Below are 20,181 nucleotides of genomic sequence, written 5' to 3' on the forward strand. Positions count from 1 at the left end.
ACCGAAGAAAGGGAAAGGGAATGTCGTGGTTTAGCCGAAGAGCCCCGATGTGGAAAGGAGCCCCACCCAAGGACGGGGTGGGGCTCCGAACGCCCGCGTGCGCTACAGGGGTGATGCACGCGGACGAACTCGCCTAGAAGGCGAATTGGAGGGCCGCGCGCGCCGCCAGCGCCACGTTGCCCAATCTCTGTTCGGCATTGACCTCGCCGCTCAACCGGATCTCACTGGTCCCGGTGATCGCGCGCACCCGGCCGACCCAGCCGCCGCGACGCGCCTCGGGATCGAGGATGAAGGGCGTGCCGTCGCCGAAGCTGGCGATCGTGCGGCCCAGCGCCCCGGCGACGCGCTCGCGCCGTCCGCCCTCGATCTCCAGGCGGCTCCACTGGTCATAGCGATTGTCGCCGCCGAAATTGATGCCCGCCGCGACGCTGGCGGTGACCGCCAGTTCGTCGCTGCTCCGCTTGCGCACGGTCAGGTCATACCCCGTCCCGCCGCCGCTCTCGCGATAGCCGTCCTCGTTCAGGCGGTAATAGTCGAGGGCCAGGATGGGCCGGACGCTGAACTGGCCCGCCCAATGTTCCCACGACACCGATCCCGACCCCGAATAGAGCATGCCCTTCCAGTCGGCGGTCGCGCGGCGCTGGACCGCTTCCGATCCCACGACGCCGTTGAACTGACGCTGCGACCCGAAGGACAGGAACGCCGCCGAGGCGCGGGCCTGGCTCGCCAGCGCACCCCAGCGCGCGCGCCAGAAACCGGCCAGCTCATATTGGCTGTGGTCGACACGGTTGACCGCCGAGCCTTCATTGTCGCGACCGCTCATATAGGACAGCGAGGCGCCGAAATTGCCCGCATCGGTCTTGTGCTCGATGCCGCCGCTGATCCCCCAGCCGCGCACGTCATAGCTGCGGGTCGAGCGGGTGCCCTTGGACGCGTCCCAGCCAATCGGGGTCAGCCAATAGCCCCATTTGCCTTCTTCGCTGAACTCGCCCGCCGGTTCGCGCAACTGCGCGGCAGCAGTGCGCGAGGCCAGCGTCACGCTTTCGAACACGCCGCCGCTGTAATTGGGCAGCATCTGCTCGATCGCGCCCCGGAACGCCGCGCCGTCGTAAATGCCCCGGATCGCGTCGGACAGCTTGGCGTCCTTTGCGATCGCGGTGTCGATCGCGTCGAAGGCGCTGACGCCCGCGCGGTTCAGGCCCAATTCGGTCTTGGCCTTGCGCGTGACGTCGACCGCGATCTCATTGGGTTGCGTGGCGACGATCGCTCCCTTGTAGAGGAAGGGCATCGCGCTCGCGGCCAGGGTCAGGTTGTTCGCGCCGGTCAGCGTGCCCGACCGCAGCACGACATAGCGCCCCGTCACGTCGGTCCCGCCCGACACACGAAGCGCCAGCTGGCTGTTGGCGCCGATCACCGTCGCGCCGCCGACCTGGATCAGGTTGCCGGTCGGATTGGCCTTGTCCAGCGCCACGCTCAGGATCGACTGGTCGCCCAGCGTCAGCGAGCCGATGCTGGATACGCCGTTGGCCGCGAAGGTGCCGCCGCCGCTGGCGACCGTCACCGCGACATGGCCCGCATTGGCCAGCCGCCCGGCAAAGACGCCCTTGCCGGTGATCGACAGCAGATCCTGGCCCTGGCCCGCGAAATCGGCGACGCCGTCGAACCGCGCGCTGCCGCCGACGACCAGCGTGTCGGCACCGGTGCCGAAGGTCGCGGTGCCCGCATAGGTGCCGCCGCTAATCTCCAGCCGGTTGTTGCCCGCGCCGAAGCTGACATCGCCGCTGACCGAACCGCCCGCAATCTCCAGCCTGTCATTGCCGCTGCCGAAGCGGATCGCCCCGCTGATGCTCGGCGCGGTGGCACCGGTCGCGGGTGCGAGCTGCCGGACGACGGCGCCGCTGGTGTTCGCCGACAGGTCGATCGCGATGCTGCGCGAGGAATCGCCCCCCGCCGCGGCGATCGAGCCGCCATTCTCGATCAGGGTCAGCCCGCCCGAGCGATCGAGGATCGCGGTGGCCGAGGCGCCGGTCGCGCTGGCCTTGATCGCGCCGGTGTTGCGGAGCGTCGGGACCGATGCGCCGCTATCGATCAGGATCGCGGTCGTCATCGCGCTCGCCGCGCCCCCGCCGGTCGCGGTCACGCTGCCGCCGACCTGAAGCTGCGGGGTCGAGGCGCCCGTGCCGAAGCGGATGGCGGTCGCCTCCGCGCCGTTCGCCGTCGCCTGCACGGTCCCGCCGACGGAGACGCCCTGCGCGATCTGCACCGCGCCGCCCAGCCCCCCGATCGACAGCGCGGTCGCGCGCACGCCGCTATAGACGCCCGCCGCCGACACACGCCCGTTGACGACCAGCCCCGCCGCCGGGGTGGTGCCGCCGGTCGCGCCGATGACCACCGCCCGGTTCGCCGCGCCGATCTGCATCGTCGGCGCCGCGCCGTTGGTGATGAGGTCGGCCGCCTTGCCCGTCACATTGCCCAGCGTGATGCCGCCCGCGACATTGCCGGCGACGACCAGCGCCGATCCGCCCTGGAGCAGGTCGTCGCGGTCCAGCTTCGACACATCGGCGGGCGGGGTGGTATAGCGATAGCCGGTCGACCCGATCCCGCCCTCGACGGTCAGCGCCCCGCCGACATCGCCGTCGATCCGCGCGCCGACCGCATTCTCGCCGACCGCGACGATGCTGCCGCCCAGCGTCACATTGCCCGAGACCGCCCCGGTCTGCACGCCCACCGACCGATCGCCCAGCACGTTGATCTTGCCCGACTGGACGAGACTGCCGGTCAGCGGACCGCCCAGCGCGATCCCGGCGGAATCGGTGCCCTTGATGGTGATCTCGCCGCTATTGGTGATGGTGCCGGTGAACGCGCCATCGGTGCGAATGCCATAGCGGCGGGCGCCCTGTGCGAAGGGGCCGTCCAGGTCGCCGTCCTTGTCGACATCGACCGCCGTATAGCGTTCGTCGATGATGATCTTGCCGGTGTTGGTGATCTGGCCGTTGACGCCTGCCGCCGCGCCGATGCCGGTCGAATCGTTGGCGTCGGTGATCTGAATCGTCCCGGCATTGGCGACCTTGTTGTTGCTGTCGATCCGGACGGCGGTGCCGCCGGTCGGGACCACGCTGCCCGCCGTCGTGATGCTGACATCGGCAGCCGCGCCGTTGTTGACGGTGGCGGTGCGGACCGGCGTCGTGCGCTTGGTGTCGATCACGGTCTGGGCCGAGGCGGCCGCTCCCGCCGCCAGCGCGAGCGTGGCGGTCGAGGCGAAGAGCAGGCGATGCACGGATGAGGTCCCCTTTATGTCCCTTTTGCCCCTCCAGACGGAGCCACGGCCCCCGATCCTTGCCGCCCGGATTAAAATTTTGTCAGGTTGCCCGGCGGTGTTGACGATTGCCCTGCGGAGGATCACAGGGCCGGGCAGATGCGGGGCCCCCCGCGTCGTTCCAGAAAGCGAGAACATGTCCAGCGACAGTTCCAGTAGCGCCGCACGCCTCGGGCCCGTTCGCTAGTTTTCGTGACTGGCTTTCGTCCGCCCGGGTCGTGCGGACGAAAGGTTTGAAATGGTCAACGATCTGATTGCCGGCGTCGCCGCCGGTTTCCGTTCCTCGCGGCGCGGCCTGTCCATCGCCGATCTCGTCGATACGTTGCAGTCGCTGCCGGTCGCGGAGGCCGCCGACGCCCTGTCGCAAATGCCCGATGCGCGCGCCGTGGCGGTCCTCGACAGCCCCGAACTCCGCTGCGCGTCCGAAATCCTGCCGCTGCTGACCACCGCGCGCGCCGCCGCGCTGGTGTCGCAAATGGCCGAGGACCGCGCCGCCGACGTGCTCGCCGAAATGGACGAGGACGATGCCACCGCGATCCACGCCGCGCTCCCCGCCCCCATCCGCGCGTCGATCGACACGCTGCTCCGCTGGCCGCCCGACAGCGCGGGCGGCATGATGACGACCGAATATGTCGCCGCCTCCGCCGACGCCACCGTCGGCGAGGTGCTGGCGCATATTCGCACCGTCGAGCGCAGCCGCGAGACCGTCTATTCGGTCTTCCTGCTCGAACCGCAGGGGCGGCTGGTCGCGACCGTCTCGCTGCGCCAACTGATCGCCGCCGACCCCGACTCGCTCGCGATCGAGCTGGCGCGTGGCCATGATCCGATCACCGTCGCGCCGACCACCGACCGCGAGGAGGTGGCGCACATGATCCGCCGCCACGATCTGCTCGCCCTGCCCGTCATCGACGAACAGGGGCGCCCGATCGGCATCGTCACGGTCGACGACGTGCTCGACGCGCTGGTCGCCGCGCATACCGAGGATACGCAGAAGTTCGGCGGCGTCGAGGCGCTCGACAATCCCTATCTGGAAACCGGCTTCCTTGCGATGATCCGCAAGCGCGCCGGGTGGCTGAGCATCCTGTTCTTCTCGGAGATGCTGACCGCCAGCGCGATGCAGCATTTCGAATCCGAGCTGGAGCGCGCGGTCGTCCTGACCCTGTTCATCCCGCTCATCATGAGCTCGGGCGGCAATAGCGGCAGCCAGGCGACCTCGCTGATCATCAGGGCACTCGCGCTGGGCCAGGTGCGGCTGCGCGACTGGTGGCGGGTCGCGCTGCGCGAACTGCCCGCCGGGCTGACGCTGGGAGCGATCCTGGGGATGCTGGGCATCGCGCGGATCGCGCTGTGGCAGACGCTGGGCTTCTATGACTACGGCCCGCACTGGGTGCTGGTGGCGACGACGGTCGGCACCGGGCTGGTCGGCATCGTCACCTTCGGCTCGCTGGCGGGATCGATGCTGCCCTTCCTGCTCCAGCGGCTGGGCTTCGACCCCGCCAGCGCCTCGGCCCCGTTCGTCGCGACGCTGGTCGATGTGACCGGGCTGGTGATCTATTTCACGATCGCGCTGGCGATCCTGTCCGGCACGTTGCTCTAACGCCGCCAGTAGCGGACGTAATCGACCTCCATGCGCTGGGGCAGCGCGGCGTCGTCCACGCCCTTCTTGCCGCCCCAGTCGCCCCCGACCGCCAGGTTCAGGATCAGCGAATAGGGGCGGGTGAAGGGCCAGGCCGCCGCGCCGCCCGGCCGGTCGTTCTTCACCCGCATATAGGCGCGGCCATCGACGCCGATAGTGATCGCCTGCGGCGTCCAGTCGAGCTGATAGCGGTGAAAGGCGGTACACGCCCCCGGCACCGGCGTCTCGGCCCCGCGCTGCGTGCCCAGCCGGTGGTTATAGGCCGCCGAATGGACGGTCGCATGAATCACGTCCGGGTTCCAGCCGACCATTTCCATGATGTCGATCTCGCCCCCGTCGGGCCAGCGCGAGCCATCCATCGGCAGCAGCCAGATGGCGGGCCACATGCCGCGCCCGCATGGCAGCTTGGCGCGCACTTCATAGAACCCATAGCCAAGCGGCTTTTGCGTCACCAGCTTGGCCGAACTGTAGCTCTGGCCGCCCCAGTCGGCCTCGTCGCGCAGGGCCTCGGCCTTCGCCTCGATCACCAGCGCGCCGTGTTCGACCCGCGCATTGGCGCGGTCCGGCCCGGCATAATATTGCAGCTCGTTGTTCGGCCAGCCCTTGCGGTTCTGGCTGACGTCCCAGCGCCAGCGGGTGGGGTCGATGCGGCGGCCGAACTCGTCCCCGAAGCTGGGCGCGGTGCGGGGGGCGGTCATCGGCCCGGCAAATCCGTAATTTGTCGCGCCCAGCGTGTCGGTCCGGACGGGGGCTTGTGTCTGCTGTGCCGCCCCGCCCGTCGCCAGCGCCGCCACACCGGCCAGCACCAGCCATCCCCGCCCGATCATCGCTCATCCTCCCATCTCGTCCGGCCGCCAGCCTAGCCCCGCCCATCGGCGAAAGCCATGCCGGCGGCCTGCGGGAAATCAGCCTGCAATCGTAAAAACCGACCCGGAATCAACGCGTATGCCCGCACCGTTGATGAAGCTCGCCCGCTCCGACACCAGGAAGGCGACGGCGGCGGCGACCTCTTCGGGGCGGCCGCGCCGCTTCAGCACCATGCCGGGGCGCTCTTCGTCGAGGAAGGTCGCGATCGCCTCGTCGAAGCCGACGCCCTTTTCCTCGGCGCGCTTCGTCATCATCGCATCGGTCATCGGCGTCGCGATAAAGGCCGGGGAGACGGTGTTCACCAGCACATTGTCCGCGCCATAAGCCTTGGACAGCCCCTTCGCCAGGCTGAGGATCCCCGCCTTCGCCGCGCAATAGGGGAGTTCGTCGACATAGGGCTGGACCGCATCCTCGGAGGCGAAAAGGACGATCCGCCCCCATCCCTTGCGACGCATCGCCGGGATCGCCTCACGGCACATGCGCACCGCGCCCATCAGGTCGATGTCGAGCGTCTCCAGCCAGCCCTTGTCATCGATCTCCAGGAAGTCGCCGGTCGCGCCGGTGACTCCCGCCGCGTTGACATAGATGTCCGGCTCGCCCAGCCGATCGCGCACCTCGCGCCAGATCGCGGCGACCTGATCGGGCTTGGTGACGTCGCCGGTCACCGCCACGATCTCGCCCAGCGGCGTCAGTTCGTCCACCGCCTGGTCCATCGTGCCGCCCGGCTTGTCGGTCAGCGCGACGCGGACCCCGGCTTCGAGCAGCAGCCGCGCGGTTTCCTTGCCCATGCCCGAATCCGCGCCGCTGATCAGTGCGATGCGGCCCTTGATGCCCAGATCCATTCACCTTCTCCCTCGCATGTCCCGGTCCGTAAGGGGCGAGACGGCATAGGGTTCCGCCGCGATCGCTCCGGTAAATGCCTGATCCGTCACGGAACGACGCCGCACCCCGCCCGTTCGGAACTGGGAATTTCAGGGGATGCCATCGTCCGTGCGCAAGCTGTCCGACACCCAAATCGCCACCATGCCGCCGGTCGGCGACGGCCCCGTGCCCCTGCTCGGCATCGCCGAATTGGCGGCGGGCGTCGCCGGGCATCTGGCGAAGGACGATGTCCTCCTCGCCGTCACCGACGAGACGCGCGCCATCGCGGTCGCACGGATGCTGGCCGCGATGGCGCCCGACGCGACGGTGCTGTTCTGCCCCGGATCGGATGCGCTGCCCGGTGACGACGCCCCCGCCTCCCCCGCCAATGTCGGACAGCGCGTGTCGGCGCTTCACGGCGTGCGGGTGGCGCTGGCGCAGCCCAAGCGGGGCCGGATCGCGCTGGTCACCTCGGGCGAGGCGCTGGCCCAGCCCCTGCCCTCGCCCGCGACCTTCGATGCCGAACCGCCCTGCGTCGCGACGGGCGAGCCATGCGATCTGGCCGCGCTGTATGCGACGCTGATCGACCTGGGCTATGTCGCCGACGAGCGGGTGGACGAACCCGGCGAGATCGCGTTGCGCGGGCAGGTCCTCGACATCTTTCCTGCCGATGCCGAACAGCCGCTGCGGATCGAGGTCGGCGACGACCGGATCGTGGCGATCCGCGCCTATGACCCCGCCGACCAGCGCAGCACCGGCGATATCGCCCGGCGCGAACTCGGCCGCGTCGCGGAGCCGGTGCAGGGCGACCGGACCAGCAGCCTGCTGGACCATCTGCCCGACGCGCTCGTCATCGTCGAGCCGGGCGCGGACGAACGGCGCCGCCGTCTGCTGCTGCTCAGCGCCGATGTCGCCAGGCGCGGCTCGAAGCGCGCCGCGCGGGACATGATCGGCGACGCGGCCTGGAAAGACGCGCTGGCCAAGCGGCGCACCGCCACCATCGCGCGCGAGGGCGAGGAGCCGCCCCGCTTCGTCGAGACACGCGCGCCGCTGCGCGACTTCGCCAGGCTCGCCCGCCCCGCGCTCGACGCCGGGGACCGGGTCGTGCTGATCGGCAGCGAGCGCGATCTTCGCTTCCTGGGGCGCCGCGTCGACCATGTCCTGAAGGCCGAGGCGAGGCGGGTCGAAGGCTGGCGACAGGCGACCAGGGCCAGACGGGGTTCGCTGCTGACCCTGGTCGCTCCGGCCGAGCGGGGGTTCCGGCGCAAGGGGATCATCGCCATCGCCGCGGCCGACCTGCTGGGCAGTCGCGCCGATCGCGGCGACGGCGGCACGCCGCATGTCGACCTGTCGCTGATCCAGACCGCCGAGATCCGCGTCGGCGATACCGTCATCCATGAGGATCACGGCATCGCGACGGTGGCGGGCGTCGTCCCGCTCGACGGGCAGGACGGGGTGCAGGGCGATGCGATCAAGCTGGTCTATGCCAAGTCCGCGACCCGGCTGGTCCCGGTCACCGAGGCCGATCGGCTGTGGCGCTATGGCGGCGAGGACGACGTGGTCAGGCCCGACACGCTGGACGGCAAGAGCTGGCAGGAGCGGCGCGGCGACATCGATGCGGCGATCGCGCAGACCGCCCGCCAGCTGACCGACATGGCGGCGGACCGGGCCGAGCGTCATGCCCCGGTGCTCGATCCGCCGGTGGCCGACTATGAGCGTTTCGCCGCCGGTTTCCCCTTCAGCGAAACCCCCGACCAGCTGACCGCGATCGAGGCGGTGCGCGCCGACCTCGCCTCCGGGCGGCCGATGGACCGGCTGGTGGTCGGCGATGTCGGCTATGGCAAGACCGAGGTCGCGCTGCGCGCAGCCGCCATCGCCGCGCTCGCGGGCCGCCAGGTCGCGCTCGCCGCGCCGACCACGGTGCTGGCCCGCCAGCATCTCGACAGCTTTGCCGCGCGGTTCGAGGGCACCGGCGTCACCGTCGCCGGGCTGTCGCGCCTGTCGACTGCCGCCGAGAAGCGCCGCGTCAAGGCGGGGCTGGCCGATGGCAGCATCCGGGTGGTGATCGGCACCGGCGCGGTGGCGGGCAAGGGCATCGCCTATCAGGACCTGGCGCTGGTGATCGTCGACGAGGAGCAGCGGTTCGGCGCGGGCGACAAGGCGAGGCTGCAGGAACTGTCCGCCGGTCATGTCCTGACCCTGTCGGCCACCCCCATTCCCCGCACGCTGCAATCGGCGCTGGTCGGCTTGCGGCGCCTGTCGATCATCGCGACGCCCCCCGCGCGGCGGCAGCCCATCCGGACGGCGGTGTCGCGCTTCTCGCCCGAGACGCTGCGCGCCGCGCTGCTGCGCGAACGGTCGCGCGGCGGACAGAGCTTCGTCGTGGTGCCGCGCATCGCCGACATGGCCCCGCTGGCCGAGCGGCTGGCCATGCTGGTCCCCGAGCTGGAGGTCCTCCAGGCCCATGGCAAATTGCCCGCCGCCGAGATCGATGACGTGATGGTCCGCTTCGGCCGGGGCGATGGCGACGTGCTGCTGGCGACCAACATCATTGAGGCGGGGCTGGACGTCCCCCGCGCCAACACCATGGCGATCGTCCATGCCGACCGCTTCGGCCTGTCCCAGCTCCACCAGCTGCGCGGCCGGGTCGGGCGCGGTCACCGGCGGGGCCAGGTGCTGCTGTTCACCGAGGCGGAGGACGCCATCGCCCCGCGCACGCTGAAGCGGCTCCGCACGCTGGAGGCGTTCGACCGGCTGGGCGCGGGGTTCGCGATCAGTGCGCGCGACCTCGACATGCGCGGCGCGGGCGAGCTGCTGGGCGATACCCAGGCCGGGCATATGCGGCTGATCGGCGTCGAGCTGTACCAGCAACTGCTGGAGGATGCGCTGCGCACCGCGCGCGGTGAGACGGTCGAGCGCTGGACGCCGGACCTGCGCCTGGGGGTCGAGGGGCGGCTGCCCGACGATTGGATACCCGATGAGGATCTGCGCATTTCGCTTTATGCCCGACTGGGTCGGCTGCGTGACGATGCGGCGATCGACGGGTTCGAGGCGGAGCTGGAGGACCGGTTCGGCACGCTGCCCGAGGATGCGCGCATCCTGCTCGCCACCGCCCGGCTGCGCGAGCGGATGCGGGGACTGGGCATTGCGCGCATCGATGCCGGTCCGGCCGCGATCGCGCTGACCCCGCATGGCGAGGATGCCGATCTGGCGCAGGTGGAGGGGCTGGTCGAGAAGGACGGCCGCTATCTGCTCAAGGAGCGCCATGACGACCCGACCGAGCGGTTGGAGCGGCTGGCGACGCTGCTCGGATAAACGCCGCCGCTTATCCCAGGCGATTGGCGGCACGCGCGCGGCCGCCTAATCCTGGCCGCCAAAGTCAAAGAGGATGATCCCGATGCCCTTCCCCGCCCCCTATGCCGCCGATCCGGCGCGCTATGACGGTCGCATGCCCTATCGCCGCTGTGGGCGAAGCGGGTTGAAGCTGCCCGCGATCAGCCTGGGACTATGGCAGAATTTCGGAGCCGCCGACGTGTTCGAGACCGGCCGGGCGATCCTGCGCCGCGCCTTCGACCGGGGGGTCACCCATTTCGACCTCGCGAACAATTACGGCCCGCCTTACGGATCGGCCGAAGAGAATTTCGGCCGTGTCCTCGCCAGCGACTTCGCCGCGCATCGCGACGAGCTGATCGTCTCGACCAAGGCGGGATGGGACATGTGGCCCGGCCCCTATGGCGATATCGGCTCGTCCAAGAAATATCTCATCGCCAGCTGCGACCAGAGCCTGAAGCGGATGGGGCTGGACTATGTCGACATCTTCTATTCGCACCGGGTCGATCCCGACACCCCGCTGGAGGAAACGGTCGGCGCGCTCGTCCAGCTGCACCGGCAGGGCAAGGCGCTCTATATCGGCCTTTCCTCTTACGAACCCGGACTGACCCGGCGGGCGGCGGCGCTGCTGGCGGAGGAGAAGGTGCCGCTGTTCATCCATCAGCCCAGCTATTCGATCCTCAATCGCTGGATCGAGCGCGAGCTGCTGGCCACGCTGGAGGAACTGGGTACGGGCTGCATCGCCTTCTCGCCGCTGGCGCAGGGGATGCTGACCGCCAAATATCTGAACGGCGTGCCGCAGGATGCGCGGGCCAGCCGGGGCGGATCGCTGTCCGAGACTTTGCTGACCGAGGACAATCTGGCCGCGATCCGGCGGCTGAACGCGATTGCGGAGGCGCGAGGCCAGACGCTGGCGCAAATGGCGATCGCCTGGGTCCTGCGCGATCCCCGCATCACCTCGGCGCTGATCGGCGCGCGCACCGTCGAGCAGCTGGATGACTCGCTCGATGCGGTGAAGAACCTCGACTTCTCGCCGGAAGAGCAAGGCGCGATCGACCGCGCGGCGGAGGATGGCGGCATCAACCTGTGGGCCGAATCCTCGGACATCGTCACCCTGCCCGCCGCACAAGGGGTGCCTGCCTAAAATACGATGATGCGCCCGGCCGTGGGACCGGGCGCATCGCTTGAGCAGGGGTGGCGCTTATTCGGCGGCGTTCTTCACCGCGCCCTTGCCCATCGCCGAGACCAGCACCTGTCCCGATCCCGAGAAATTGGCGGCGGGCAGATCGGCCACCCGGTTGCCGACCTTCACCAGCACCCGGTCGACCGCGCCCTGCGCATTGGTGCGGACCGACTGGACCGCGCCGATCGCACGCCCCTTGGCATCGGTCACCGCCATGCCGGGATTGACCGGGAAGCCGCCGCTGCGTGCCGCGCCGCTACCGGCCAAGGCGAGATTGCCCGACAACAGGCCATTGCCGCCCAAGGCCGAGGCCGATCCGGCCGCGCTGCCGCCAATAGTGCCGAGGTTCGATGCACGCTCGGTCAGGCCGGCGGCCGTGCCGCGCACCCGCTGTCCCACTGCGCCCGCCGTGCTGCGCGCGCCGTCGGCGACCCGCCCCACCGCATTCACCCCGCGACCAGCCGCATCGCGAACCGCGTCGGTGCCGACCAGCTGCGCATCGACCCCGCCGCCGACCGATCCCGAGGCCGAGCCATTGCCGCCGCCCGAAGCGCCGCCGATCCGCGTCGCGCTATCGAGCGTCGATCCGCCCGAGGCATTGCCCGAGGCCGACACGCGGCCGCGACGGGTATCGACGGCGCGATCGGCGCGGACCGAACCGCGCGTGCGGGTCGCGCCCTCGGTGGCGATCCGGCCCTGATCCAGCGTGCCGTTCAGCGTACCGCCCGCAGCCCCGCTTAGGGTGCCGGTCGCTCCGCCGAGCGCACCACCCAGGCCGCCGCCAAGTCCTCCGCTGCCCCCAAGCAGCTGTGCCGACACGGGGGCCGCGATCAGAGCCACGGCAAGCATCGCGGTGCTGGACAGAAGCGTCTTCATCGTCATTCTCCTTTTCTTCTGCGGAGACAACGGCGCGACATCGGGGTTTAATCCCGGCGGCTGTCGAATTTATCGCGAAAATGTGCGGCAATTCCTGCAAACCATTCCACGGCCAAAGAATTTATCTTGCCCGCGCGGCCCCAGATCCTCCGCCGAGGCGTCGACGCGCGCCAGCGCCGCCGCGATGGCTCCGGGATCGAGGCGCGGATAGAGTGCCGCGATACGCCCGGCGACCAGCGGAGCGGCGAAGGAGGTTCCGCGCACCTTGAACCGCCGCCCGCCCACGCCCGCCGCCAGCATATCGGCCCCCGGCGCGGCATAGTCGACATGGCTCGCCTGCCCCGCCTCGATCAGTCGCCGGTTGCGGCCATCGACGGCGGTGACCGCGATGACGCCCGGATAGGAGGCCGGATAGGCCGGAGGCGCGGCGGGGCCGTTGTTTCCGACCGCCGCGACGATCACCAGCCCGCGCGCCCGTGCCGCCGCGACCACCCGTGCCAGCAGCGGATTGGCGGGGCCGACCAGGCTGATCGTCGCGACCGACACCCCCTGTTGCACCATCCAGCCCAGCGCGCGGGCGATGGCGGTGGCGTTGCCGCCCGCCGGGTCGGTGCCATAGACATCGGCCGAGGCGATCCGCGCCCCCGGCAGCGACCCGGTGATGCCATGCCCGCCCGCGATCAGCGAGGCGACCGCCGTACCATGGTCGTTGGCGCGCGGCGCTCCGGCTGCGAAACCCTGCGTCACCGCCGCGCCTTCCACCCCGCCATCGATCACGCCGACCAGCGTCCCCTGCCCGCCGCGCTGCGCCAGCGGCATCATCGCGAGGGCGCGGCCGCCACCGCTGGGCAGGTGGAGCTGGTCCGCGCTGACCTCTCCCCCCAGCGCGCGGAGCTCGTCCAGCGCGGCCTTCAGCGACCGCCCCGGCGGCAGCCGCAACCGCACGAAGCCGACGCCCAGCACATCCTCGCGCGCGATCACCCCATATCCCGACCGCGCCGCCGCGTTCAGCAGCGTCTCGCTGGGCGAATCGACCACCACCTCGCCCGCACGCGCCGGAAAGCCCTGCGGATCGAGCACGATCGCATCGGGGTGATCGCGGACCAGCTGCGCGAAGGCTGCCCGCCGCGCTGCGTCCAGCCGCGCCACCGTCGCGCGCGACACGCGGCCGACTTCGGACAGGATCGTATCGGGGCCGGGAATGTCGGGCAGGCCGCCGCCGATCCCCGGCATGGCGGGCAGCGAGGGCAGGCCCGGCAGCAGCTGTGCCGAGGCCGCCCCCCATGCCGTCATGCCCGCCACCAGCACCAGACCCATCATCACCGGCCGCATCGTCACGCTCCCATCGCCGAAACCGGCCCCATTGCCAAAATCGACACTGACATGGATTAAACGACATTCCTCACCCGTTTCATCCTGACAAACAAGGAATCAGGCTTGGCTGCGTTCGAACAGGAGTTGTTGGCCCTGCTGCCGCGTCTGCGGCGGTTCGCGCGATCGCTCACCCATGACGCGGCCGATGCCGACGATCTGGCGCAGGTCACGATCGAGAAGGCGTTGCTCGCCCGCTCGTCCTGGCAGCCTGGAACGCGATTGGACAGTTGGATGTACCGCATCATGCGCAACGCCTGGATCGACACCACCCGCGCCCGCCGCCGCGCGTCCGAGACCTTCATCGCGGAGGATGCCGGGATGGGCGTCGGCGCGCCGGGCGCGGCGGAGGCGCATGTCGCGCTGACCGAGGTGGAGGCGGCGATGCGCGCCCTGCCCGACGAACAGCGCGAGGCGGTGGCGCTCGTCCTGGTCGAAGGGCTGGCCTATAAGGAGGCGGCGGAGATACTCGATATTCCGATGGGCACCCTGACCTCGCGGCTGGTGCGCGGGCGACAGGCGCTGATGGCGCGGCTGGGAGAAGCGGCATGACGATCGAACCCGAAATGCTGATGGCCTATGCCGACGACGCGCTCGATCCGCTGACCGCCAAGCGCGTCGAGGCCGCCATCGCCGCCGATCCCGCGCTGGGCGAGGAAGTGGCGCGGCATCGGCGGCTCCGCGCGACGCTGTCGGGCGCCTATGCCCCGGTCGCCGACGAGCCCGTGCCCGACCGGCTGGCCGCGCTGCTGCGGTCCAATGTCGTCGCCCTGCCGACCCGCGCGCCCGCGCCGTCGCGCTGGGCCGGGGCCCCGTGGCGCTCGGTCGCGGCGATGGCGGCCTGTCTCGTGATCGGCGTCGTGCTGGGGCAGCGGGTGGACCAGGGGCCGGTCGCCGCGAATGCCGACGGGCTCTATGCCGCCGGATCGCTGGCGAAGGCGCTCGACCGGCAGCCCAGCGGGACGGCGGGTGCGGTGCGGATCGCGGTCAGCTTCCGCAACCGGGACAATGGCTATTGCCGTGTCTTCCAGTCCGCCGCCGCCGACGGCATCGCCTGTCGCACCGATCGCGGCTGGGCGCTAGAGCGGACCATGCCAGGCAGCACGCCCGAGCGCGGCGGCGGCTATGCGCAGGCAGGCTCCTCCGACGCCGCGCTGATGGCGGCGGCGCAGGACATGATGGCCGACATGCCGCTCGACCGCGATGGCGAGCGGGCGGCGCTCGACCGGGGCTGGCGCACCCGATAGCCCCGGTTACGCCGATCAGGAAAACCCAGCGTTTCCCGATCGGTGCCCCAGCCCCCCGTGCAAGGCGGCCATGCCCGCGCTATCTTGGGGGCATGAAGAAGATCGGATTTCTGTCATTCGGCCATTGGTCGCCCTCGCCCCAGTCGGCCACCCGCTCGGCGCAGGACGTGCTGCTCCAGTCGATCGACCTGGCGGTCGCCGCCGAGGAACTGGGCGCGGACGGCGCCTATTTCCGCGTGCACCATTTCGCGCAGCAGCTCGCCTCGCCGTTCCCGCTCCTCGCGGCCGTCGGCGCGCGGACCTCGCGGATCGAGATCGGCACCGGCGTCATCGACATGCGCTACGAAAACCCCTTCTACATGGTCGAGGATGCGGGCGCGGCGGATCTGATCAGCAACGGCCGGTTGCAATTGGGCATCAGCCGGGGTTCGCCCGAACAGGTGATCGAGGGCTGGCGGCATTTCGGCTATGGTCCCGCCCAGGGCGAGAGCGATGCCGATCTCGGCCGTCGCCATGCCGAGGTCTTCCTGCACCTGCTGAAAGGCCAGGGTTTCGCCAAGCCCAATCCGCGCCCGATGTTCCCCAACCCGCCGGGCCTGTTGCGGCTGGAGCCGCATTCGCCGGGCCTGCGCGACCGGATCTGGTGGGGCTCGGCCTCCAACGCGACCGCGATCTGGGCGGCACAGCGCGGCATGAACCTGCAAAGCTCGACCCTAAAGGCCGATGAGAGCGGCGAGCCCTTCCATGTCCAGCAGGCCAGGCAGATCCGCGCCTATCGCGAGGCCTGGGCGGCGGCGGGCCATGCCCGGCCCGCGCGGGTGTCGGTCTCGCGTTCGATCTTCGCGCTGACCACCGACCAGGACCGCGCCTATTTCGGGCGCGACGACAGCCAGGACCAGGTCGGCATCATCGACAATATGCGCGCCGTCTTCGGCCGATCCTATGCCGACGAGCCCGAACGGCTGATCGAACAGCTCCGCGCCGACGAAGCCATTGCCGAGGCGGACACGCTGCTGCTGACCGTGCCCAACCAGCTAGGCGTGGCGTATAACGCGCATGTGATCGAGAACATCCTGCGCCACATCGCGCCCGCGCTCGGCTGGCGCTGAGCCGCACCGGCGTCGGCGCGGCCCATGGCTGCGCCGGCGCTGAAGCGCGACGACAGGCCCCCGGCGGGGTGGCGGTAACGACGATGTAGGAAGAAATGGCGCGCCCGGAACGAGTGGCCGTGGGACGGCGGCACCCGGCGTGAGCCGGGCTGGACACTGACCACAACCCGCCGCGCGTGGTCAGGCACGTGGGCTGGCGGTCGTGCCTGCGGTGCCGCCGCCAGTTCTTCTCCGCCGACGTGGCGCGGGTGCGCATGTGCGACCCGTGCAAGGACGTGATCTAGGATAGCCAGCAAACAAGCCCGGTAATCGCGAGCTTGCAACGCTACGAAATCTTTGTGTTGATCAACCCAGTCGTCGCGCGGGGAACCGGTACCCACTCCTTCTCGCCCTTCTGGTGGAATACATCAATAAAGTTGATTGGGCTAGAACCGCGCTTTTCGATCTTCATACGAAGTGGAAGAGAGGGAGTTAGTGCTCGGCTCATGGCATATAGTAAAATTCCATGAGCTTTCGAACCATCGGCCGCAGTGAAGGTGTCCTTGTTGTATCCCATCACGATTGTGTCCTCGCCAACGATGCTACCAAGCACCTCCTCTTCTGGATTGGTGACGACGAGAACGAAACGGGGATTGGGCTCCATCAAGTGGGATGCACGGACGACTACTTCCACGTCACCCGTCGAACTGACCGACTTTGTGTAGGACAGATTTGAGAAGCCGCTATGCTGAGGCGTAAACGAGGCGTTGCCCTGAGTGACGCTAACAATTTGCGCGAGAGCGGCTTCAAGCCCAATCGTGTGCATGTCTATGAACAGCGTCTGCTTGAGCACCGCCGGCATCTCGCTTCCGTCGAGCCGCACCGGCACGATCCGCGTTTTCCCCTTCGAGGCTGAGTAGAGCGCGTTCTGCCATTCCAGCGCCACCATGCCGCTGGCGAGGCTGTTCTTCGACACAAAGAAGAACACGAACTCGGGAGCCTCCAGCCCCTTGTTCATCTGGTCGATGATCCCATCGCCAGGCCTAATCGACCAAGAGTCGTAAAAAACTTGGTCTTGCCCGAAAATGGACGCGAGCTTGACCGCCACCGCTTCCACGAGCGGCTTATCGTTATGGTTGTGACTCAGAAAAATCTTGTGTGGCATACGCTTCTCCCTGTCCTTGGAAGGTAAGAAGCTGCCCCGGTTCGCGGAAGGGCGCGAACAAGCCGCTCGTTAGAAATCTGCTCGAAAGCTGCTAGCAAAGAAAAAGGGGCAGCTCTCGCCGCCCCTGTATCTCCCTGCTTTCCCAAGGGGAAAGTGGCGCGCCCGGAACGATTCGAACGTCCGACCCTCAGATTCGTAGTCTGATGCTCTATCCAGCTGAGCTACGGGCGCGCATGAGGTCGTGAAGACCTGTTATGTGATCCACTGGCGCGCCCGGAACGATTCGAACGTCCGACCCTCAGATTCGTAGTCTGATGCTCTATCCAGCTGAGCTACGGGCGCGCTGTGGAGGTGGGCTGATAGAAGCGGTTTCCGATCGTGGCAATATACAAAAAACACTTATCCACATTTTCTTGCAATCGGGTCCGCTTTGCCGTGCCGGGCATTTTCCACCGGCCGCTTCCACGGCTAGGATGGGCGACGATGACCCAGTTCCGCTTTCGCAAGACCGCCCGCCCCCTCCTCGCACTCGGCCTGATGTCCGCCGGTTTGCTGGGGGGATGTTCGCGCGACACCGCCGCCTATCCCTCGCTGGCGGTGCGGCCGGTCGAGAAGCGCGGCTTTGCCGAGCCCGAGGTGGAGACGCCCGAGGCCAGGCCCGACCCCGCGCTCGATGCGCAGATCGCGCAGCTGGCGGGGCGGCTGGACGGCATCCAGGACGAATTCGCCAAGGCCTATGACCAGGCGCGGGCCAGTGCCGCCAAGGGGCGCGGGCAGACGGTGGGCAGCGATGCCTGGCTGACCGCGCAGACCGATCTTGCCGCGCTCGACGAGATCCGGGCGCGCACCTCGGGCTTGCTGACCGAGATTGACGACCGGGCGATCGCGCGCGCGGCGGCGCTGGAGGCGGACTATCCCGCGCTCACCGCGCTCAGGACACGCGCGGTCGAGGCGAACACGCGGCAGGGCGAACAGATCAAGGCCCTGTCGGCCAGCCTGCCCGCGGGCTGAACGTCGCTTAGAAGTTGCGGATGAAGGGCAGGACCGTCGAATAATCGTCGGTCCACGCGGCCAGCCCCCTGGGCGCAGCGACCCGGCGCCAGTCGCCGCCCTGCGCCGCCAGCCGGGCCAGCATGTCCACATCGCGGGACAGCGCCAGCCAGACCGATCCGGTCGCCTCCGCCTCTCGGTCCAGGTCGGTGGGCGCATAGGCCAGCTTGCGCACCGCCCATCCGCCGTCGCGCGCCGCCGCCGCGACCAGCGGCTCCAGATCGACGAAGCGGTTGGAGATATGGATCAGCAGCAGCCCCCGGCGGGACAGCACCCGCGCATAGGTCGCAAAGGCCTCCCGCGTCAGCAGATGCGCGGGCACCGCGTCGGACGAAAAGGCGTCGAGCGCCAGCAGGTCGAGGCTGTCCGGGGCCTCCGCCGCCAGCCGGATGCGCGCATCGCCGATGCGGATCACCGGATCGGGCTGGCACCGCCGCAGATAGGTGAACTGGCCGGTGTCGCGCGCGATGCGGACGATGACCGGATCGATCTCGTAGAAGCGCCAATGCTGCCCCGGCCGGGCATAGCAGGCCAGCGTCCCCGTCCCCAATCCGACGACGCCGATCCGCGCGCCCGGACCGTAAAGCAAGGGCGCGGCCCGCATCGCGCGGCCGACCCCGGAATAGGGGGCGTAATAGGTGGTCGGCGTCCGCTCCCGCTCCGCCGAGCCGCGCAGCTGGATGCCATGCACGGTCGCCCCATGGTCCAGCTCGCGATAGCCCGGCCCGTCGCGGACCGTATAGACGCCGAAATAGCTGCGCATCCGCGCGTCGTGCTCCATCGACAGGGACAGCGCGCGATAGCCGCCGAACAGCACCAGCGCCCCCGCCAGCAGCAGGACGAACCCCGTCCGCGCGCCGATCGTCAGGAAGCCCAGCGCCGCGATGACCAGGAACGCCAAGCCCTGCCGGTCCTCGCCGAACCAGGCCGGAGAGCCGACCAGCCGCAGGTCGAGCAGCACGCCCACCACGATCGCCAACGCGACCAGCATGGTCCGGTGATGCCGCCGCCACAGGTCGCGCAGGGATGCGGTCATGAACTGCTGCGGGATCAGCATCCCCGCCGCCAGGATCAGCAGGGGATATTCATAGGTCCAGTCGAACAGGACCGGCGCCACCAGCCCCGTGAACACGCCGCCCAGTGCCCCGCCGACCGCCATCCACAGATAGAAGCCCGTCAGCCGGTCGACCGCCGGCCGCGCGCGGTACAGCGCGGTGTGCAGCGCGACCGACACCATGAACAACAGCATCAGCGCGACGGCGACGTTGAAATAGGGCCGCTGCGGATAGCCGCCCATGATGACCCCGCCGAACAGCAGCAGCGTGACCGGCGCGATCCGGGTCAGCATGTCCGCGACTCCGCGCCGCGCGGCAAAGGCGAGGATGAAGCTCAGCAGATAGAGCCCCAGAGGCAACACCCATAGCAGCGGCATCGCGACGATGTCGGTGGTGATATAGGTCGAGGTCGCCAGCACCAGCCCCGAGGGCACCGCCGCCAGCGCGGTCCACAGCGCGCGCCGCCGCCATCCGGGTGCAGGCGTCGGCGTGGGGATGCCCTCGGCCTTATGCCCGGTCGCGGGCAGTCGCGCCGCGCAGGCCAGCACCAGGCAGGCGAGCAGGCCATAGCCGATGCTCCACATCAGGCTCTGCCCCCGCAGCGCCATGGCGGGCTCGACCAGCAGCGGATAGGCGATCAGCCCGGCAAAGCTCCCCAGATTGGAGGCCGCGTAGAGCACATAAGGGTCACGCCCCGGCGCGGCGAGCGCGAACCAGCGCTGGATCAGCGGCGCCTGCGCGGACACGGCGAAGAACAGCGGCCCGATCGACAGTCCCAGCAGCCAGGGCACCCACAGGGTCGGCTCGGCATTGGCAGGCAGGTCGACCGCGATCAGCCCGATCGGCAGCCACAAGGCCGCCGCCGCCAGCACCCCGACATGCACCGCCGCCTGCACCCGTGGCCGCCATCGGCCCAGCGCATGGGCATAGGCATAGCCGCCGAGCAGCAGCGCCTGATAGACCAGCATCGCTGAGTTCCAGACGGCGGGCGCGCCGCCCAGCCGGGGCAGCGCCATGCGCGCGACCATCGGCTGGACCAGGAACAGCAGGAACGATCCCGTCAGGATCGTCGCCACGAACAGCGCGCGCACCAGTAGCGCGGGCAAGCGGCCGGACCGGGAAATGGCGATGATCCG

General features: G+C 69.5%; 14 protein-coding genes and 2 tRNA genes. 7 read left to right on the forward strand and 9 right to left on the reverse strand.

Annotated elements, in window-relative coordinates:
- Nucleotides 1-133 precede the first annotated feature (133 nt).
- On the reverse strand, nt 134-3,277 hold the full coding sequence (locus tag QE363_RS13565) for an autotransporter domain-containing protein (RefSeq protein ID WP_309696062.1): 3,144 nt from the start codon (nt 3,275-3,277) through the stop codon (nt 134-136).
- 277 nt (nt 3,278-3,554) lie between these two features.
- Here QE363_RS13565 and mgtE point away from each other — a divergent pair, with 277 nt between their 5' ends.
- On the forward strand, nt 3,555-4,913 hold the full coding sequence (mgtE, locus tag QE363_RS13570) for a magnesium transporter (RefSeq protein ID WP_309696065.1): 1,359 nt from the start codon (nt 3,555-3,557) through the stop codon (nt 4,911-4,913).
- Here mgtE and QE363_RS13575 read toward each other — a convergent pair.
- Nucleotides 4,910-5,779: a glycoside hydrolase family 16 protein gene (locus QE363_RS13575; RefSeq protein WP_309696067.1), complete on the reverse strand. Its 870-nt coding sequence runs from the start codon at nt 5,777-5,779 to the stop codon at nt 4,910-4,912. The genes mgtE and QE363_RS13575 overlap by 4 nt on opposite strands.
- A 78-nt stretch (nt 5,780-5,857) precedes the next feature.
- Nucleotides 5,858-6,661 (reverse strand): SDR family oxidoreductase, encoded by an 804-nt coding sequence (locus tag QE363_RS13580; RefSeq protein WP_309696069.1) that lies wholly within the window; start codon nt 6,659-6,661, stop codon nt 5,858-5,860.
- 136 nt (nt 6,662-6,797) lie between these two features.
- On the opposite strand from QE363_RS13580, the gene QE363_RS13585 reads away from it, so the two are divergent.
- Together QE363_RS13585 and mgrA are read left to right on the forward strand one after the other, a co-directional pair.
- Nucleotides 6,798-9,995: a helicase-related protein gene (locus QE363_RS13585; protein WP_309696071.1), complete on the forward strand. Its 3,198-nt coding sequence runs from the start codon at nt 6,798-6,800 to the stop codon at nt 9,993-9,995.
- An 82-nt stretch (nt 9,996-10,077) separates the two neighbouring features.
- Nucleotides 10,078-11,154, forward strand: a complete 1,077-nt coding sequence (gene mgrA, locus QE363_RS13590; protein ID WP_309696072.1) for an L-glyceraldehyde 3-phosphate reductase — start codon at nt 10,078-10,080, stop codon at nt 11,152-11,154.
- Between the two features lie 57 nt (nt 11,155-11,211).
- Here mgrA and QE363_RS13595 read toward each other — a convergent pair whose 3' ends face one another.
- Together QE363_RS13595 and QE363_RS13600 are read right to left on the reverse strand one after the other, a co-directional pair.
- Nucleotides 11,212-12,069, reverse strand: a complete 858-nt coding sequence (locus tag QE363_RS13595) for a hypothetical protein (RefSeq protein ID WP_309696074.1) — start codon at nt 12,067-12,069, stop codon at nt 11,212-11,214.
- 69 nt (nt 12,070-12,138) lie between these two features.
- On the reverse strand, nt 12,139-13,401 hold the full coding sequence (locus QE363_RS13600; RefSeq protein ID WP_309696076.1) for a S8 family serine peptidase: 1,263 nt from the start codon (nt 13,399-13,401) through the stop codon (nt 12,139-12,141).
- A gap of 105 nt (nt 13,402-13,506) precedes the next feature.
- On the opposite strand from QE363_RS13600, the gene QE363_RS13605 reads away from it, so the two are divergent.
- From QE363_RS13605 to QE363_RS13615, 3 genes are all read left to right on the forward strand, one after another.
- A complete protein-coding gene (locus tag QE363_RS13605) occupies nt 13,507-13,992 on the forward strand; it encodes a sigma-70 family RNA polymerase sigma factor (RefSeq protein WP_309696078.1) in 486 nt (161 codons plus the stop codon).
- Nucleotides 13,989-14,687, forward strand: a complete 699-nt coding sequence (locus QE363_RS13610; RefSeq protein ID WP_309696081.1) for an anti-sigma factor — start codon at nt 13,989-13,991, stop codon at nt 14,685-14,687. Before QE363_RS13605 ends, QE363_RS13610 begins: the two co-directional genes overlap by 4 nt.
- Nucleotides 14,688-14,779: 92 nt before the next feature.
- A complete protein-coding gene (locus QE363_RS13615; RefSeq protein WP_309696083.1) occupies nt 14,780-15,796 on the forward strand; it encodes an LLM class flavin-dependent oxidoreductase in 1,017 nt (338 codons plus the stop codon).
- Between the two features lie 325 nt (nt 15,797-16,121).
- On the opposite strand, the gene QE363_RS13620 is transcribed toward QE363_RS13615, so the two are convergent.
- From QE363_RS13620 to QE363_RS13630, 3 genes are all read right to left on the reverse strand, one after another.
- Nucleotides 16,122-16,940 carry a toll/interleukin-1 receptor domain-containing protein gene (locus QE363_RS13620; protein ID WP_309696085.1) on the reverse strand — a complete coding sequence of 273 codons (819 nt, stop codon included), beginning with the start codon at nt 16,938-16,940 and terminating at the stop codon, nt 16,122-16,124.
- A gap of 154 nt (nt 16,941-17,094) precedes the next feature.
- Nucleotides 17,095-17,171, reverse strand: a tRNA-Arg gene (locus tag QE363_RS13625).
- Nucleotides 17,172-17,205: 34 nt separating this feature from the next.
- Nucleotides 17,206-17,282 (reverse strand) — tRNA-Arg (locus QE363_RS13630).
- Nucleotides 17,283-17,423: 141 nt separating this feature from the next.
- Here QE363_RS13630 and QE363_RS13635 point away from each other — a divergent pair.
- Nucleotides 17,424-17,951, forward strand: a complete 528-nt coding sequence (locus tag QE363_RS13635; protein ID WP_309696087.1) for a hypothetical protein — start codon at nt 17,424-17,426, stop codon at nt 17,949-17,951.
- Nucleotides 17,952-17,958: 7 nt separating this feature from the next.
- On the opposite strand, the gene QE363_RS13640 is transcribed toward QE363_RS13635, so the two are convergent.
- On the reverse strand, nt 17,959-20,151 hold the full coding sequence (locus QE363_RS13640) for a hypothetical protein (protein WP_309696088.1): 2,193 nt from the start codon (nt 20,149-20,151) through the stop codon (nt 17,959-17,961).
- Between the last annotated feature and the right edge of the window lie 30 nt (nt 20,152-20,181).

The organism is Sphingomonas sp. SORGH_AS_0870, from assembly GCF_031453175.1.
Taxonomy (GTDB): domain Bacteria; phylum Pseudomonadota; class Alphaproteobacteria; order Sphingomonadales; family Sphingomonadaceae; genus Sphingomonas.

Bases quoted from the DNA above. Each gene is read 5' to 3' on its own strand.
- mgtE (WP_309696065.1), top strand. From the start codon at position 3,555: ATGGTCAACGATCTGATTGCCGGCGTCGCCGCCGGTTTCCGTTCCTCG.
- QE363_RS13575 (WP_309696067.1), bottom strand. From the start codon at position 5,779: ATGATCGGGCGGGGATGGCTGGTGCTGGCCGGTGTGGCGGCGCTGGCG.
- QE363_RS13580 (WP_309696069.1), bottom strand. From the start codon at position 6,661: ATGGATCTGGGCATCAAGGGCCGCATCGCACTGATCAGCGGCGCGGAT.
- QE363_RS13585 (WP_309696071.1), top strand. From the start codon at position 6,798: ATGCCATCGTCCGTGCGCAAGCTGTCCGACACCCAAATCGCCACCATG.
- mgrA (WP_309696072.1), top strand. From the start codon at position 10,078: ATGCCCTTCCCCGCCCCCTATGCCGCCGATCCGGCGCGCTATGACGGT.
- QE363_RS13595 (WP_309696074.1), bottom strand. From the start codon at position 12,069: ATGAAGACGCTTCTGTCCAGCACCGCGATGCTTGCCGTGGCTCTGATC.
- QE363_RS13600 (WP_309696076.1), bottom strand. From the start codon at position 13,401: ATGCGGCCGGTGATGATGGGTCTGGTGCTGGTGGCGGGCATGACGGCA.
- QE363_RS13610 (WP_309696081.1), top strand. From the start codon at position 13,989: ATGACGATCGAACCCGAAATGCTGATGGCCTATGCCGACGACGCGCTC.
- QE363_RS13615 (WP_309696083.1), top strand. From the start codon at position 14,780: ATGAAGAAGATCGGATTTCTGTCATTCGGCCATTGGTCGCCCTCGCCC.
- QE363_RS13620 (WP_309696085.1), bottom strand. From the start codon at position 16,940: ATGCCACACAAGATTTTTCTGAGTCACAACCATAACGATAAGCCGCTC.
- QE363_RS13635 (WP_309696087.1), top strand. From the start codon at position 17,424: ATGACCCAGTTCCGCTTTCGCAAGACCGCCCGCCCCCTCCTCGCACTC.